Genomic DNA, 15,852 nt, shown 5'->3' with positions numbered 1-15,852 from the left:
CGCACCCGCCCCACCTCTTCGCCGCAATCTCCAGTTGAAATACTTGAAATAGGGGTGTTGGTCGTTATTTCTCTGTCATTCACCACAAGTTCTAATAACCAGTGAAGAAATTCTCTGATACAGATCCATTCCCATCTGGCTCATATGCCTTCTCATCATCTAGAATTCCTAGGTTCATACGATCTCTTCGGTAAATCGGTGCCTGGTGCAATATTCCTAATCGGATTTTACTCCCTTTTTCCGAGGGATCAGATCGTAATCCCTCAATCAGGGGGTCGGTTTGTTGACATTATTTCCTTACTTGTTGTCCTCCTTCTTTTAGGTTTAATGATAGGTCAGGGGGTTCACACATTAGCGGATAACTTTGAGAAGGTATTTCTAAAGTTAGGAATTTGGCTTACCCGGATTTCTCGTACGCTCTATGTGGAGGGCGCCCGCCTGATGAATTGGTATCGCCGCTCAGCTAAAAAATATTGGAATGGAGGAAAACGCATAATTCTGATATTATTTATGGTATCATTTTTCCCATTGACTTTTATCGTACTTCTAAATCTGCTATTAAAGTTTATCATGGATTTATTACTAGCAGCTATGATCTGTATATTCCCAGAAAGATGGTTTGATATATACGATACTATAAGGTTGGGATGGGGTATTTGGTGGAAAAATAGATATTGGGGTCTTTACGACTCGTTAATCGGCCATCGATATTTGTTTGGAAAATCAATTGAGTGGAATTACGCTGGCGATAATCCAGAAAGATGGGAAGAAAAAGAAAAAGAAGAATTATATGACAGATTCATCCTTGCATACCTGAATGCCTATGATGTGGACATGAGGAGAAAAGTGCCATATGAAAATGCTAACAGATACCCTCTAATCACTGCTCGTTTGACTCATAGAGGTGACGCACAGTACCGGCATTTTCAATCATTGTATTCGTTTTGCCGAAGTATGTGGGTAGTGTTCCTTTTACTAGGGTTGGCACATTTGGCTATGTATCTTGCACTTTTCCAATTTGGAACGATTTCCCTTAATTCCCTACCTCTATCTTTTTATGCTCTTAGTGGTTACGAACTATACCTACCCCTAATACTCTTAGCTACTTCCGCAATGTTTTTGGACGCATCAGGAACGTACAAAAGGCACTATATTGAATATATGATAGCTGAGTTTTCAATACTTGAAGAGTTCAATGACGATCTAGCCATGACATATCGACAGTCACTACTCGAGGAACATTCGTAATATACCAATGTTGGGAATCAAAAGGAAGATTTTACTTCCGCTGGATGCCGACTACCCATATGTGGTAAGCGGTAATCGATAACCATGAGTGGGGAAGTACCTGATGAAACTACGCCCTCTTCGGAAGCAGAAGATATCTCTCTAGAGGAGCTAATTCGGGTATTCCTCCAGAAGCACCCTCATGGTTTGTATGAGTTTAGACTACAGAAGTTGGTCTACCTTGCTGAGCTGCTCTCTCTCGCAAAGAGGGGGGAAAGGATCACTAATACCGAGTATGTCCCATATATGTATGGGTGCTATTCAGAAGAATTGAGTAATACTCTTGAGGATTTAGAGGGGTCTCTACCGACAATGCCCGAAATGAAGAGAGGGAAAATTGTTACAAAATACCAATCTGATGGCGAGGAAATCAAAGTTGATAGTGAAATAGAAGATATTGTCGAATCAGTGGTTGAAGCGACGTCAGGAATTGGAAGTGAGGATTTGGGTAAATGGAGTAAAAAAACAGATCTCTACAGCAAAAGCGAATATGCTGAAACAATGAAATTCAAAAACTATATAGATAATTCCAACTTCAATCTCCGGGAGGATATAATAAAACTAGGAGAATCCATGGAGGATCACATCAATAATTGAATTTGTATAGTAAATTTGATAGAAGCAGAATTATAAAGATGTGAATAAAATAACGTCCTATCTCTTGATCAATCTAAAGACTACAGAAGTATAGGCTCTCAGCACTCATTGATCTCCAACTCAGCCAGAATCCAATTGTCATCTATTGGATGCTGTCGTTCCCCATGGGGTCACGCGTCGAGAGAATCCGTTTCCCGAATATGAACACGAGCACGATCCGACCGTGTTCATATCGCGGCGATCTGGCCGACAAACGAGACCGCAGCCGGGCCGCTCGCGGCTGTGACCTATGGGTCACTTAAATCAGACCCGTTTCAGTGACCGCAAAAATCTAGGATTCACGGACCGTGTTCACGAGTATGGGCAAAAGCACGACCCCAGCAAGCGTCCGAATCCGCACCGACGATGGCAACGAGTGGCGGTTTCGATCGATCGAGAAGGCCGCTGACTTCTACGATTGTAACCGGAGCGACGCCGTTGCTTACGCCTGCGAAGATCTTGTTTCGCAGGTTGCTGCGGCCAAGAAGATTCTCGAACGGGACGACCTGACAGCCGAGCAACGCCAGGAGATGGCCGAGACACTATCAACGAGAGCAGTCACGTTCGAAATCGAGACTGAAATTGAAACCATGAAAGGGTAGCTCGTCCTGAGGTTTTTAAGGCATAATGCGACGTGACGAACTGATGCACCGGCATCCACAGGACGACTTGATCATAGTGGAAGCGCTCACCTGGATGGCACGTCAGTATGCCGAAGGCAGTAAAATGTGGTACCATTGCTGGGCGATGGCCGACGAAATTGCACACGCACACGGCCTTACCCTCGTTGATGCGATCAAGCAGCGGGAACCGCTTGAGAGACAATCGCAGAGGCGCCAGTAGAATAGACTGAGGTCGATATCGATATGTGAGAGTTCCAGCCGTTGAAGCTCCTTTATAAGCTTATCAATGACCTATCCTCGACTCGTCACTCTGGAATTATCGCTGTCACGAGTGGTGATTTCCTTCAAATCTGGGTAACACGGTGTCCGAGTAGTCAGCCGCTTTCCTTGATCTCCCCACACTCGACGGATCCAGGAACTCTTTGCAGTATGTGGTCCTCGTTCTTTCTCTGCCTCCTGCAGTTATCGGGCTCCCCCGCTTCAGAGGTCGCTACCGGGCTCAACCCTTTCATGGGTAGACGGCAAGGGGGTGGAACAGGGTCTATTGGGGTGGTGGACTATTTGTGCCCGTTGTGTTCGTATGGTCTTATGAGGGTGCTGGGTTCACAGTCAACTGGACCAGAGCGTGTCACAGGGCTGATTAAGCCACAACCTCTGGATCGGTAGCCGGTTTCGACCCCTCTCGAGTCCTGTCGGCTATTGAGCGTGGCACGGTGTTACATCATCTGTAGTTTTATTACACCGATCGATGAATTTTCAAAATACGGGTACTATTCACATGGATGGCGACAACTCTGGTGAAGTCGGAAACGGTGCGTCGGTAGCATCGATTAATCCCCACCTCGGAGGGAAGGACATCAGATTTCTACAGGCGATTCAGGAGGTGAACGGACGAGCGGGATACAAGCCCGGTACTGATGAGCGACCGCCGGCAACGACTGGGAAAATCGCATCCGCAGCAGATCTCAACAAGAACGAGGTCAACTACCGGTTCAACCAGCGCGGATTCGATACAGACGGCCTCGGATACATCCGTGTTTACGGCTCCGAATTACTCCCTAATGGTGCACTGTCAGCGAAGTGTGCGGAACTCACAGAGAAGGGTGAGGAGGCGCTGTCGGACGTCCTCGCCGGAGCTGCTTCGGGCTCATTCAAACCCGACGAGGATCTAGAGGACCGACTGGCCGAGCTCGAAGCGGGATTTGAGGCGATGCGTGAGGAAAACGAAGCACTTCGAGAGACGATTCACCAATTCGTCGAGCGAGATATGGGTGCGTGGAGTACTGATCGAGAAGAACAGTTCGACGCAATCTTGAACGCCATGGTTGCCTACCAGCGGATATTCAGCGAGGTATTCGGTATCGACGCGAGCGGATTCCGTGGAGACGGCACTCCCCCTGAAGAGATGGTTTCTGAACCCCGCGAGTTCCTTCACAAGTCAACTAATGGTTCCCCCGACTGCTGAATCGTCTCGTACTGTGTGTTTTTCAACTTCCATTTTAGTATGTGAGTCGCGCCGCACTTTGGTGCATTCTGGCCACAGTAGTCGATGACGACTGGTCTAAAATATGACGGCATTACGATAGAACGCTGGCTACTATCAAACCTTCTGAATTTGCTATCAACAGGTGCGCCTAGGAAAGACGATCTGAACGTCCCAGGAGATTATCCGTAAACCAGGAATTGTCAATTATAATCTGTTATTTAGCACCGTCCATCATCGTATCATTTCTGAAACCCATTCCTTTCCCTTCTGGAACAGATGGTCCTTTCGGCAATGCAGGCCTCGTTATCATAATTCACCTATGACACCGACGAGTATTAACACACCCCAAATTCAAGTACTCTTACCCCAAAGTTAGAATGATACCTGGATGTCATCTGCATTTGATATAGGGGATCAAGTGGCTTTCTACGGTGGAAAGGGTAACATAATCGATGTTAAAGGTCCAAATCTACAGATACTCACATCCGATGGTACAGTCCGTGAGATTTCTTCGGATCTCCCGATGGTGCGGAAACTGGAGGAAGCAGGTGAAGGAGACTTTGTCCAGTTTCCCGGCGGTCGAGCATGTGTAGTGTCGGTCCAGGAACGGGAGGGCCGCTCCGATCTCCTGTACCTGCGTACTGAGGGCGGCGAACTGAAGAAAGTTCCCGGTGATCTTGCGGGCATCGAACCTGGACGGTCGGTTCCGGACCGACTAGCTTCCGGTGAATTCGATGATCCAGTACGATTCAGCCTTCGTGAGCGGGCAGTTCGGCTGAGTCTGGCATATCGATCGAACCGGTTCCTCTCTTTATCTGGAAACCGGATTCGGATCGAGCCCTATCAGGTCGACGCTGCCCATCAGATACTGACTTCATATGAGCCGCGGTTCATGATTGCCGATGAAGTTGGGCTCGGGAAGACGATCGAGGCGGGAATCGTCATCGAGGAATTGATTGCTCGCGATCGAGCTGACCGCGTTTTAATTATTACTCCTGCCTCGCTTCGGGATCAGTGGCAGCGGGAGATGAAGACCAAGTTCGGCCGTGAGTATGTAACCTACGATCGGGGGTATGTCGACACACTACGCAACGCTCATCCCGGAACTAATGTCTGGACACACGACGACAAAATTGTCGTCTCCATCGATTTCGCAAAGCAGGATGGATTGCTTGACGACCTGCGAAGACTCGACGAACACTGGGATGTCGTCGTATTCGACGAAGCACATCATCTGACAGCTCGTGAGACCGGTGACGGTATCGAGCGGGTTGGACGTTACCGTGTAGCTGAGGCTGTAGCCGGCGACACCGATGCACTCCTCTTCCTGACCGGAACGCCCCACAAGGGTAAACCCGATCAGTTCTTCCATCTACTCAGATTGCTCGACCCGTACCGGTTCCGGGGTCCCGAAGATATCACTCCCGAGGAACTGGAGGACCTGATGATACGGCGGGTAAAGACAGATGACAGTATGATCGCAGCGGACGGAACACCGATGTTCCCTGACCGAGAGATAACCACCCTTCCTGTTTCACTGACTTCCGCTGAACGACGGTTGTACGACGATCTGACGGAGTACATCTCTGCGGTGTACACAGCCAACGCCGAATCCGACAGACATGCAGCGGGATTTACGATGGTAATTTACCAGAAGCGTCTCGTCTCGTCGATCCGAGCCATTGCTCAATCCCTCCAGAATCGTCTCGACGATCTTGAGGAGAAAACAACTGTGGGGAAGGATGTTTCGTCCCAGTTACATACTGTCGACGACACCGTAGAAACAGAGGCCGATGTTCTGGAGCAGTTAATTACGGCGGCAAACAATATCGGTGTCGACTCGAAGGGGAAGCGGCTTCGCGAATTCGTCGATGGCGTCCTTTCGGAAGATCCGGACGAGAAGATCCTGCTATTCACGGAGTACACGGACACACTGAGATACCTTCGTGACGAGGTCCTGTCTGAATACACGACAGTAGAAATCAGTGGCCAGATGGATCAGGAGGCACGGCGTGAGGCCATTGATGCGTTCCGAGATGACGCGAATATTCTTCTGGCGACTGACGCGGCCCGAGAGGGACTGAACCTCCAGTTCGCGCACATCATGGCGAACTACGACCTACCATGGAACCCTATCCGGATTGACCAGCGAATGGGTAGACTTCACCGGTACGGACAGGATCAGACCGTTCAGGTGTATAATCTGTTTGTTAAGGAAACCAGAGAGAGCGATATTCTCCAGTTGCTGGTGGACAAGATCGATCAGATCGAGTCCGACACGGGAATGCGATCTGACGTCCTTGGAACAGTTCTCGATGACTACGATGTCGAGGCTGCAATTATGGATGCGGTGACCGGTGAGCGAAGCTCCGATGCGGTAAAACAGGAGATCGACGCAGCCGTTGAGGAACGAAAAGAGGCCGTCGAGAAAATTGAACGTGAGTTTTTAATTCGAGACAAGTTCGACGCTGACGACCACGAAGCAATAGAGAACATTATCAATCTGAGTGAGGAGAACCCTATCAGTGAAGATGACATCGAGCAACTCGTTCGAGAGTTCTGTAAGGAGTTTGGAGGGCGAGTTACGAGCAGCCAGTCTTCTAAGGGATCTTCAGCTTCGCTTCTCCAGGTCCAAGTGCCCGACATCATCTCGTTGAATACAGAGGTCGATGAACAGTACCGTAAAGTCACGTTCTCACGGACAATCGCTCTGGATGAGCCCGATGCGGAGCTTATATCGCTCAATCATCCGCTCGTTCAGGCAATTACTGAATACTGCCTGGATGGCGACTGGATCGACGGGAAGGTGGCGGCACTGGTTGCGCAGGATCCCTCCAAGACCCCTGGTATCCTCGTTACCTACCGGCTCGGCTATGTGAGTGGGGCTGGTGAGGTGCCTACTGAAGACTACACGCATGTTTACATCGATGCTGAGGGAGAGATACATGCTGAACCTCCCTCGATAGTCGGTGTACTTCCCGCACAGGCCGCGAGCACCGGTCTAGAAACGGGGGAAATAGCAGGGAGAGTTGGTGAACTTCTGGAACAGGCGCGCAATGAAGCCACAACTGTTGTGGAGGGACTGATTGACGGTGTCCGAGAGGAACGGGCTCAGAAAGTGGATATCAAAGAACAACACGCAGAGCGGTATTTTCAGCACCAGATTCGCAAGCACGAGGACCGGCTCCGCAAGTACGAGAAGGACGCTACGGATACCGAGAAGGATATGCAGGTCGCAATCGACAGCACACGGGCGGAAATCCGAAAACTTGAGGAAAAATGGAATCGGGAACAGGAACGCCTCGAGCGCGAACGCCAGATCATCCCTGACGAACCAGAACTCGTGAACGCCGCTTTCGTTACCGAATCAGTTCCCGCCATTGAGGCAGATGTCATCTCCTCACCGGACGACATCGCTGCTGGTTCCTCTCACAATCAGTAATTTTTGAGCGGCTAGTATTCCAGAAGAACATCTCTAATTGCCTTTCCCACGGCGTGAGCTAGCCTCGGTGGCACAGCGTTCCCGACGAGCCGATATGCCTTCGTTCTGCTCTCGGGGAACCAGTAGGAGTCACGGAAGGACTGTAACCGTGCTGCTTCTCGGACAGTGAGTGAACGAGCCTCTGTCGGGTGTATGAACATATGTCCGTCCTTCTGAATATGTGCAAGAATCGTTGACGCCGGCTTCGACGGATCCTGCTTCTTATATTTGTCCGGAAAGACGTCGTCTCGATAGGGCTGAAGCTCCTGACTCACATCCCCGATGTTCCATCCCACACCGTGGCCAAGCAGTTTGTAGATCGAGAGGTCGAGGTGATTGTGCCATCGGCAAGTGTGGTTGCGCAGTACCTGGTCTTCCCAGTCCTCGTCCTCAGGAATGTCGCGTAACCATTTCTGATACGGGGAGACGGGAGGGAGCGTGTATTCAGTCGCTTCGCCTGGCGGCATACCTCCTCCCGGGGAAACCGGAGGCAGGTCCATAATCGCGTCAGCAACAGTCAGGTATGGCAGTCTGGTCGTCTCGCCACGAGTGAAGGGGGGAAGAGCGGGCCCCGTGTCGAACGTGGTCTGAGAGGAATCTGTGAACGCTCCAGGTTCCCTCCGGATTCGCATGGTTCGTTCTTGCTCATTCTTCGGTTCACGGTGGGTTCTCCACTGATCGAGGTCTGGGAGCGTATTCCCGTAACGGACACCAGTGAAAAAGACACGATTTCGATACTGTGGCACTCCAAAGTCGGCCGCATCGACCACCCCCCAATCCGCGTGATAGCCGAGCGCCTCCATCTCCTCAAGAATAATTTCAGGGACGGGCGTCTCCTGACCAACCGGTTTCCCGGGGGATGCTGTATCGGTCGGAAGTGACTGCTGAATCGTATCTGTCTCAACGAGCGCAGTGTCGTTGAGCAGTCCCGGGACGTTCTCCATAACGAAGGCACTCGGCTCGAAATAGTCGACATATCGGAGAAAGTCGCGGTAGAGGACGTTCCGGTTATCATTTTCGGTCGACCTCTCCTCCAGAGATTCAAGTTTCGCTCGACCGATTGTGGAGAACGAAGGGCAGGGCGGGCCCCCTGCCACAAGGTCGAGATCACCTGGCTTGATGTCCGGACCGTCGGTCGCTGGATCGGTTTCACGAATATCGGCTTCGACCACGTGGTCACCGATGTTCTGCCGGTAGGTTTCTACGGCAGCAGCATCGCTGTCAATCGCCCACTGGACGTCGAAGCCCGCTTTCCGGAGGCCCTGACTAAGGCCTCCGGCACCGCAGAACAGGTCAATAGCAGAAGGCCGCGTTTCCATCGTTCAGATATTGACAGGGGATGGGCAAAGCAGTTTGGAACCACTTTCAGCTCTCAAAGGCGTCGATAACAACGGCCATATTGACGAGTTCTGGTTCATCGGGAATTACCTGCCCCTCTTCTTCGAGTCGAGCCAGAGCATCGTCACGCTCATCCCGCAAGCTCTCGAGTTCGCTCCGGGCTTTTGCGATAACGACGCCCATATCCTCATCCGGCTTTGCACCACGTTCCTCGTACTTCTGGATGCGTTCCTCGAGGTCCTCGATACGGTATTCGAAGTAGTTCTGCGTGTGTTCGCGACGAATTCGCACTTCCCGTTCTCGCTCTTCACGTGCCTCATCGGCCAGATCTTCGATAACTTCCCAGGCAGCCGCTTCGGCGCTTTCTACGAATTCGTCGGCACTTGCCGTGATTGCGTCGACGGCAGGATAGTCGTCGACAGCTGACGGTGGCAGCCCACCAGTGAGATCGACCTCGCCAGTTATCGTGTCTTCGTCGGGGGTCACGTATACCTGGGTGAGACGTTCCGTCACGGTGTCGCCGGTCCCAGAGAGGTATCCGACCCGGAAGTGACAGAGCAGTCCAGGAGTATCCAGATTGCGACCTCCGGTCAGAACAGCTGTCTGTCCGCCAACTGCATCGGTGTCAAGACAGAACTGCATCATAGACCGGACGACCGGATGATCGAGGGCGATAAACTCCAGGTCCTCATCAACGACTGCATTCTCCCGGTCGAACGTCGCCCCGTCGTACCGGTCTTTCACCTCTCCTCCCGAGATTGGGTCGGGAACCACGAGGTCGAACACGTCACCACCATCGTCCGCGGGACCCGATCGCGCGTTCACGATACGACCACCAAACTCGTTGCAAACGGTCCTGACGAGGTATTCAACGTCCGCCTCGCTGATCGTATCCTCAGCACTCTCCTCTATGACGTCGAGTATCTCCCGGTCCTGTTCGCTCAGGTCGAAGCGATCGCGAATGAGCAGCTCTTTGTCGACCCGTCTGACAGCCTCCTCCTGATCTTCGACAATCGCGTCTATATCCGCTGCAACCTGCTTTGATCCATCCGGCTGGGCGACCGCCGTCATAATCTGGTCTTCGAGGTTGACGTCCTCCAGAATGAGTCCCAGTACGTCGGAACTCATTCCGAGGGTTTCTTCGATCTCATCGAGCTTGTTCATCAGCAGCTCGAGGATGTCGCTTTCCCGCGTGTCATCGACGAACAGGTTCCGGATCTCGACTGTTCGGTCCTGACCGTACCGGTGGAGTCGACCGATGCGCTGATCGATCCGCGTCGGGTTCCATGGGAGGTCGTAGTTGGCCATGATATGGGCGAACTGGAGGTTCAGCCCCTCACGGGCCGCATCCGTCGCGAGCATGATGTTCGCCTCCTCCTCGAATTTCTTGAGCTGGCGCTGACGTTCCGCCTGGGAGAGGTCGCCGTAAACCTGCGCGATGTCGTGCTCACTGAACACCCGATCCCGTAGGTATTCCAGTGTGTCCGTGTACTCGGTGAACACGAGCACCTTCTCGTCCGGTTCCTCGGCGAGGACACCATCAACGAACTCACGCAGCTGTTCTGCTTTCGAGTCGACGTCTATCGCCTTGGCCTGGTTATAGAGGTCTCGAACGATCGAAAGTTCCTTCTGGACCCTCTCTGGATCACTTGACGCCGCGACCCCACCGAGGTCCTCCTCGACCTTCTCCCGCTGGGCGTCGGTGAGCATATTCGGATCCTCCCGATACTGCGGCAGGAGACTCTTCGTGGCCTGGGAGAGGTCGCTCGGGTCCGCGCCGCCGGCCTGGATGGACTTCATCCGGTTCTTGAGGGATTTTCGGATCGCGTGAATCGACGAGACCAGACGCTTCTGATAGAGAACCATCGCGAACCCAGCTGTGTCATTGTCCTCGCGATGGGCAAGGTTGTAGTGTTCAGTAATGTAGTCGGTGACCTTCTCGTAGAGCTCGCGTTCGGCTGGCGTGAACGTGACTGGCAGCGTCTCGATATTCTTCTCCGGGAACATCTTCGAGCCGTCGGCCTCGTACATCTGGTCCTTCAGCCGGCGGATCATCAGGTCCCGGAGTCCCTCCTTGTTGACGTCGTGCTCGTCGCGGAACCGGTAGGGGTCCAGCAGCGAGATCATGAAGTAGAACTGGTCGCGCTTCCCCTTGTGGGGGGTCCCGGTCAGGAAAATGAGACCATCAGACGTCTTCGACACAGCTTCGCCGACCCTGTATCGCTCCGTCCTGTCGATTCCGCGCTTTCCCTCACGGCGAGCAGTAAGGTGGTGAGCCTCGTCGAACACTGCGATGTCCCACTCCTCCCCAAGATTGTCGAGCGCTGCGAGCATGTCCTCCTGCTTCGCGAAGTCAATGGATGTGATGATGCGATCGTCGTGCGTCCAGACGTTCTTGTTCGGGTGGGCTCCACGCTTCGCGTCGACGTAATCGCGGTCGTATACGACGTAGTTGCTGTCAAACTTCTCGCGGAGCTCCTCCTGCCACTGCGTCGTGAGTGGCGCGGGTGCGACGATCAGGACCCTGTCAGCCTGCCCACGGGCGGCGAGTTCTTCGATGACGATGGCTGCCTCGATCGTCTTTCCGAGCCCGACTTCATCCCCGATCAGGTAGCGGTGGTCGTACGATGTGAGGATGTCGTAGGCGGCTTTCACCTGGTGGGGCGCGATGTCGATCCGGCTGCTCTCCAGGGCGACGAACCGGTCCTGCCGGTGGGCGAGGTCGAGTTCTGCGGCACGAGCCCGGAGATTGAAACGCTCGGGGGTGTCGAACTCACGCTTGGCGAGTAGCGAATCGGTCCCTTCGACCTTCTCGACGACGGCGCTCGGACGTTTCTCCTGTCCAGCGTCGGTCAAGATCGTTACCAAGCACTGTCCGCTTGGTCGGTGGTTTACCTTTGCCACCTCGCCCTCGCCGCCCGCGAAACTAACGCGATTACCGACTTCGAATCCACAACTGCAACTGGTCACTGCTGAAACAGATGGGGCTTGTCCTCTTAATATCTTCGCGGAATTCACATCCAGGAACCGAAGATCGGTATAATTCCGGATATGGGCCTTTTTCGCGGAACCATTTAAGGCAAATACTCCCAATTACTGAAACTATGAGCTCCACATACACTATTGGCAACAGATATCGTGACACAGGGAGTTACAGAAAACAGGAAGATCAGTTCTTGCGCTGGATTCGCGGACCGCTGGATAGTGGGATTAAGAACGTCGGCGGAATTCGCGACCTCGGTACTAACCGTTCCGACATTCCTGCGGCCCTAGTACTCGTCTCGAACGATAAAGGAGTCTCCCAGCACGATGATCCGTGGGAGGATACCCTGGCTGTTGATTCGGGGTACATCAGCTACTGGGGCGATGCGAAGGCGAACAACCCCTACGACGAGTCTGATCAGAATGATAAGATCAAGGAAGCCTTCGACAGGAAAGCCTCGGGGCGGCGCGAAGAAGTACCACCGGTCCTCGTATTCCGAAAGCCGGAGTCGGGGACCGTAGAGTTCTGTGGCCTCTGTGTCCCCGACCATCTGGAGGTGCGTTCGTATCAGGACGATTCGGGTGCCCAGATTCCAAACTACCTTTTTCACTTCTCGATTCTCAACACGCAGTCCGTTCCTGTATCGTGGCTCCACGACCGCGCGCAGACGAACAGCGCCGAGCAGGCACCGGAGGTCTGGAAGCAGTGGGTGAGAACCGGAGAGGTTCAGCAGTGGCCAACCGGGGAGCTGCTCGATCCGGTCGGAGGAAACCTTCGGCGGTACGAACGATCGGAAGTGGTTGTCAGCGATGCGTTCCGGGCTGAAACGTTCGAGCGGTACGGATATGCATGTACCGTGACCGGCATCCAGGAAGAGCCTTTGCTCGACCTTGCTCACATTCTTTCCCGGAGCCAGCGCCCCGACCTCGCCGAACACCCCGAAAATGTATTCGTCATGAACTCGCTCCACCATCGAGCGTTCGATGCAAACCTGTTCACGATCGATAGCGACTATCGAATACGGGTCAGTCCTTCTTTTGACCCTGCACACCCGTTCCTCAAGGAAACCATCGTCAAACAACAGGGCGAACGACTAGCGTTACCTCCTAACGTTCAGATTCGGCCATTATTCCTCGAAGTGCTGAACGCCGGGATTTCATGGCTGTGATGATGTGAATCCGAAACCTGTCACAGGCGCCTTTGACCTGGTGTGTGGCGTGAAAAAGATTCGACTGCTCTTCAGAGCGACGAACCAGCCCTGTTGATGGGCGAGATCGCGTTCCGCGGCACGAGCACGGAGATTTAAACGCTCGGGGGAATCGAACTCTTGCTTTGCGAGCAGCGAACCACTACCTTAAGCTCTGTTGACGACGGTACTCAGGCGCTTTTCCTGCCTAATGTCGGCCAATATTGTTACTAGGCATAGTCCACTCGGTCGGTGGTTTACCTTCGACCTCGCCGCCCACGAAACTCACGGGCCTCCAACTTCGAACCCGCAATCGCAACCTGTCACTAGTAGGTCCGATGTGACTCGCGGATTTCATGTCTTTGTCGGCACAGAACGTTACTGGGCTTCCTGTTCGAGGGTCGTTGTACCGTATTGATCCAGTTTACGGAGCAGGAAGTTGAACAGGCAAAGGATATCTAGTGCATCGCGCTCGTCGATATCGTCCAGATACCGGTTACGGTCAGGGTCGCCTCGCGGATGACTCATTGGATTTCGCAGGGCCATGAACGCACCCGCGTAGAGCTGGTGCAACCCCCTCTGCTCACCATCATTATAGCCCCATTTGAAGACGGGATTGTCTACGTTGAATGTCTGGTTTGCGAGGTCGGTAGCATTGCTTGCTCGCTTCACAATCTCGTCTGAAGCTTTCGCTTGAAGCGTTTCCTCGAGTGCTGTTCCGGCCGCCTGAACCACGCCTGTACAGTCACCGTTGTCAAGACGTTCAAGACAGATTTCTCTGAGGTCAGGATGAACATGTGATTCCGAATCCAAGAGGTACTTCGTTGACTGGAGTACGTCGTCGCTCTCCTGTTCGATTCCCGCCATAAAGACCTCAATAAGGCTATAGAGGCGTTTCAGATGGCTGTTATCCCTGATGGTCTCATCGTGTATCTCTGTGGTGCAAGGGATATGTGTCGCGTTCGGCATTGGTCTGTTTCCCGATGCGAAAGGTAGTATCCGCAGCCCCTGAGAGGTAAATTCGACTTGCAGACGAGAGATTTCGTGATCTGTTGAGCTATCTTTGTATATTCCCTCGACTGGTCGTGTTGTCAGATTAGTCTGCTCCGAGTCAACTTTCTTTAGCCACTCGCCCAGTACAGACTGAATTTTACGTAATGTTTCAGCGTCCATTCGGCTGATCTCGATCCTCGTTAGCTCCTGTGTCTTCCCGTCACTTCCAGTCCGTTCCGTTTCGAGATCGAGTCCCACCTGTTCGCCCTGTTTGTATAAATGAACTCTCGACTTTTCACGCCCGTCCCAGGTCTGGGAATTATAGAAATCACAGGAGACAACATCGGCGATTTCCATCTACCTAGTGAATACCATTCTAAGGTGGTAAAACTATGTCTGCTATTTTAGTTGGCACTTTCGAAACAGATAATATATTAATTGAACAAATATATTGATCTGGTTCTATACATATACTAATATAATTATACTAGGTCGGTGTATCTTCACCACAATTAGGGACAGAACTGAAATTCAACGAAGTACCTGACAGGAAATCATTTGGCCGGCGCGGAGGAGATCTCCGGATTTCGAATTTTAGAAGCCACAGTTTGGAACGGTTGAGTTCTGCTAATCCTGCGTCACCGATTACGTCTGATACGATTCTGTCTAAATAATTCTGATATACCTTTTCCGAAAAATTTCTCACATCTCGATTCTCAACACGTAGTCTGTTCCTGTGTCGTGGCTCCACGACCGCACGCAGACGAACAGCGCCGAGCAGGCACCAGACGTCTGGAAGCAGTGGGTGAGAACTGGAGAGGCCCAGCAATGGCCGACAGGGGGAATTACTCGATCCGGTCGGAGGGAACATTCGACGCTATGAGCAACGGGAAGTCGTTGTTAGCGAGGCGTTCCGGACTGAAACACTCGAGCGATACGGGTATTCCTGTCCCATGACCGGCATCCAGGAGGAACCAATGCCCGACCTGGCTCACGTGCTACCCGGAGCCAGCGTCCTGATCTCGCCGAACATCCAGAGAACGTGTTCGTTCTGAATTCGCTCCACCATCGGGCGTTTGATGCTAACCTGTTCACGGTTGATAGCGACTATCAAATACGTGCTAGCCCGTCATTCGACCCCGGCCATCCATTCCTGAGGCAGACGATTATCGAGCGCCAGGGAGAACAGTTGTCGTTACCTCCTGATGTCCGGGTACGGTCCACGTTTCTAGAAGAGTTGAACGCTGGTCTGTATTGGCTCTAAAAGATCTGTCTTCCTTTGGAGAGTCGTCGGGTGAATATCTGGAGCGAGAGGAGTTCACAGGAAATGCCTCTATGAATTGGAGCAAAGGATGATGGAGATTGTCAACATCGTTTGATCAGGCTCGTTAGACATGGAGCTTGATCTAATAAATCTCGCCAATGATATCGGAGAGTCCGTCGCACGCTATGACCCTAAAAAGTATCCGGGGATGTACCTCCGATTTGGAGATGATGGACCATTAATAACGGTCTACAGGACGGGAAAGTATATTATCACCGGTGCAGATTCAGAAGAGGAACTGTATGCGCTCCGAGAGCGATTCCTTACACAGATCGCGTACTTTGGAACCATAGAGAAACCAGAAGATGAGTGGTTCTCTGTTCAGAACTACGTCTGCACTGGTGATCTGGGAAGAGCCCAGAATCTGACCGCTCTTGCAATAGGGCTCGTCTTGGAGAGGACAGAGTACGAGCCAGAGTAGTTTCCTGGCCTGATTTATCGTACTAACTCTGACGATTGTGCCGTTCTTATTTCCGCAAAGTGACAATTTGAAACCACCCGTGCGCGAGAGCTTG

At 52.4% G+C, this 15,852-nt stretch carries 11 protein-coding genes; 8 read left to right on the top strand and 3 right to left on the bottom strand.

What is annotated here, in order from left to right:
• Positions 1-144: 144 nt before the first annotated feature.
• The 5 genes from MXA07_RS15905 (at position 145) to MXA07_RS15885 (ending at position 7,474) form a co-directional block, all read left to right on the top strand.
• The gene (locus tag MXA07_RS15905; protein WP_247729576.1) at positions 145-1,248 is read left to right on the top strand and encodes a hypothetical protein; all 1,104 of its coding nucleotides are present in this window, start codon (positions 145-147) and stop codon (positions 1,246-1,248) included.
• Positions 1,249-1,332: 84 nt separating this feature from the next.
• Entirely contained in the window at positions 1,333-1,884 is a 552-nt protein-coding gene (locus MXA07_RS15900) for a type II toxin-antitoxin system antitoxin SocA domain-containing protein (RefSeq protein ID WP_247729575.1), read from the top strand.
• Between the two features lie 359 nt (positions 1,885-2,243).
• Positions 2,244-2,525, top strand: coding sequence for a DUF7692 domain-containing protein (locus tag MXA07_RS15895; RefSeq protein WP_247729574.1), 282 nt, complete (start codon positions 2,244-2,246; stop codon positions 2,523-2,525).
• Positions 2,526-3,324: 799 nt separating this feature from the next.
• Complete coding sequence (locus MXA07_RS15890) at positions 3,325-4,011, top strand: hypothetical protein (RefSeq protein ID WP_247729573.1); 687 nt, start codon at positions 3,325-3,327, stop codon at positions 4,009-4,011.
• Between the two features lie 409 nt (positions 4,012-4,420).
• Entirely contained in the window at positions 4,421-7,474 is a 3,054-nt protein-coding gene (locus tag MXA07_RS15885; protein ID WP_247729572.1) for a helicase-related protein, read from the top strand.
• 11 nt (positions 7,475-7,485) lie between these two features.
• Here MXA07_RS15885 and MXA07_RS15880 read toward each other — a convergent pair whose 3' ends face one another.
• Together MXA07_RS15880 and MXA07_RS15875 are read right to left on the bottom strand one after the other, a co-directional pair.
• Positions 7,486-8,832: a DNA cytosine methyltransferase gene (locus MXA07_RS15880; RefSeq protein WP_247729571.1), complete on the bottom strand. Its 1,347-nt coding sequence runs from the start codon at positions 8,830-8,832 to the stop codon at positions 7,486-7,488.
• 46 nt (positions 8,833-8,878) lie between these two features.
• Positions 8,879-11,821: a DEAD/DEAH box helicase gene (locus tag MXA07_RS15875; RefSeq protein ID WP_425492178.1), complete on the bottom strand. Its 2,943-nt coding sequence runs from the start codon at positions 11,819-11,821 to the stop codon at positions 8,879-8,881.
• 134 nt (positions 11,822-11,955) lie between these two features.
• On the opposite strand from MXA07_RS15875, the gene MXA07_RS15870 reads away from it, so the two are divergent.
• Entirely contained in the window at positions 11,956-13,002 is a 1,047-nt protein-coding gene (locus MXA07_RS15870) for an HNH endonuclease (protein WP_247729569.1), read from the top strand.
• A 396-nt stretch (positions 13,003-13,398) separates the two neighbouring features.
• On the opposite strand, the gene MXA07_RS15865 is transcribed toward MXA07_RS15870, so the two are convergent.
• Positions 13,399-14,370, bottom strand: coding sequence for a TIGR02391 family protein (locus MXA07_RS15865; protein WP_247729568.1), 972 nt, complete (start codon positions 14,368-14,370; stop codon positions 13,399-13,401).
• Positions 14,371-14,947: 577 nt separating this feature from the next.
• Here MXA07_RS15865 and MXA07_RS18320 point away from each other — a divergent pair.
• Entirely contained in the window at positions 14,948-15,277 is a 330-nt protein-coding gene (locus MXA07_RS18320) for an HNH endonuclease (RefSeq protein WP_425492226.1), read from the top strand.
• A 130-nt stretch (positions 15,278-15,407) separates the two neighbouring features.
• Positions 15,408-15,758, top strand: a complete 351-nt coding sequence (locus MXA07_RS15860) for a TATA-box-binding protein (RefSeq protein WP_247729567.1) — start codon at positions 15,408-15,410, stop codon at positions 15,756-15,758.
• The last annotated feature ends 94 nt before the right edge of the window (positions 15,759-15,852 follow it).

Source organism: Halovivax limisalsi, assembly GCF_023093535.1.
GTDB classification, from domain to species: domain Archaea; phylum Halobacteriota; class Halobacteria; order Halobacteriales; family Natrialbaceae; genus Halovivax; species Halovivax limisalsi.
This window is presented reverse-complemented; position numbering and strand designations above follow the sequence as displayed.

What these genes read in the sequence shown, in the direction of transcription:
- MXA07_RS15905 (WP_247729576.1), top strand. Translation starts at nt 145, where the DNA reads ATGCCTTCTCATCATCTAGAATTCCTAGGTTCATACGATCTCTTCGGT.
- MXA07_RS15900 (WP_247729575.1), top strand. Translation starts at nt 1,333, where the DNA reads ATGAGTGGGGAAGTACCTGATGAAACTACGCCCTCTTCGGAAGCAGAA.
- MXA07_RS15895 (WP_247729574.1), top strand. Translation starts at nt 2,244, where the DNA reads ATGGGCAAAAGCACGACCCCAGCAAGCGTCCGAATCCGCACCGACGAT.
- MXA07_RS15890 (WP_247729573.1), top strand. Translation starts at nt 3,325, where the DNA reads ATGGATGGCGACAACTCTGGTGAAGTCGGAAACGGTGCGTCGGTAGCA.
- MXA07_RS15885 (WP_247729572.1), top strand. Translation starts at nt 4,421, where the DNA reads ATGTCATCTGCATTTGATATAGGGGATCAAGTGGCTTTCTACGGTGGA.
- MXA07_RS15880 (WP_247729571.1), bottom strand. Translation starts at nt 8,832, where the DNA reads ATGGAAACGCGGCCTTCTGCTATTGACCTGTTCTGCGGTGCCGGAGGC.
- MXA07_RS15870 (WP_247729569.1), top strand. Translation starts at nt 11,956, where the DNA reads ATGAGCTCCACATACACTATTGGCAACAGATATCGTGACACAGGGAGT.
- MXA07_RS15865 (WP_247729568.1), bottom strand. Translation starts at nt 14,370, where the DNA reads ATGGAAATCGCCGATGTTGTCTCCTGTGATTTCTATAATTCCCAGACC.
- MXA07_RS15860 (WP_247729567.1), top strand. Translation starts at nt 15,408, where the DNA reads ATGGAGCTTGATCTAATAAATCTCGCCAATGATATCGGAGAGTCCGTC.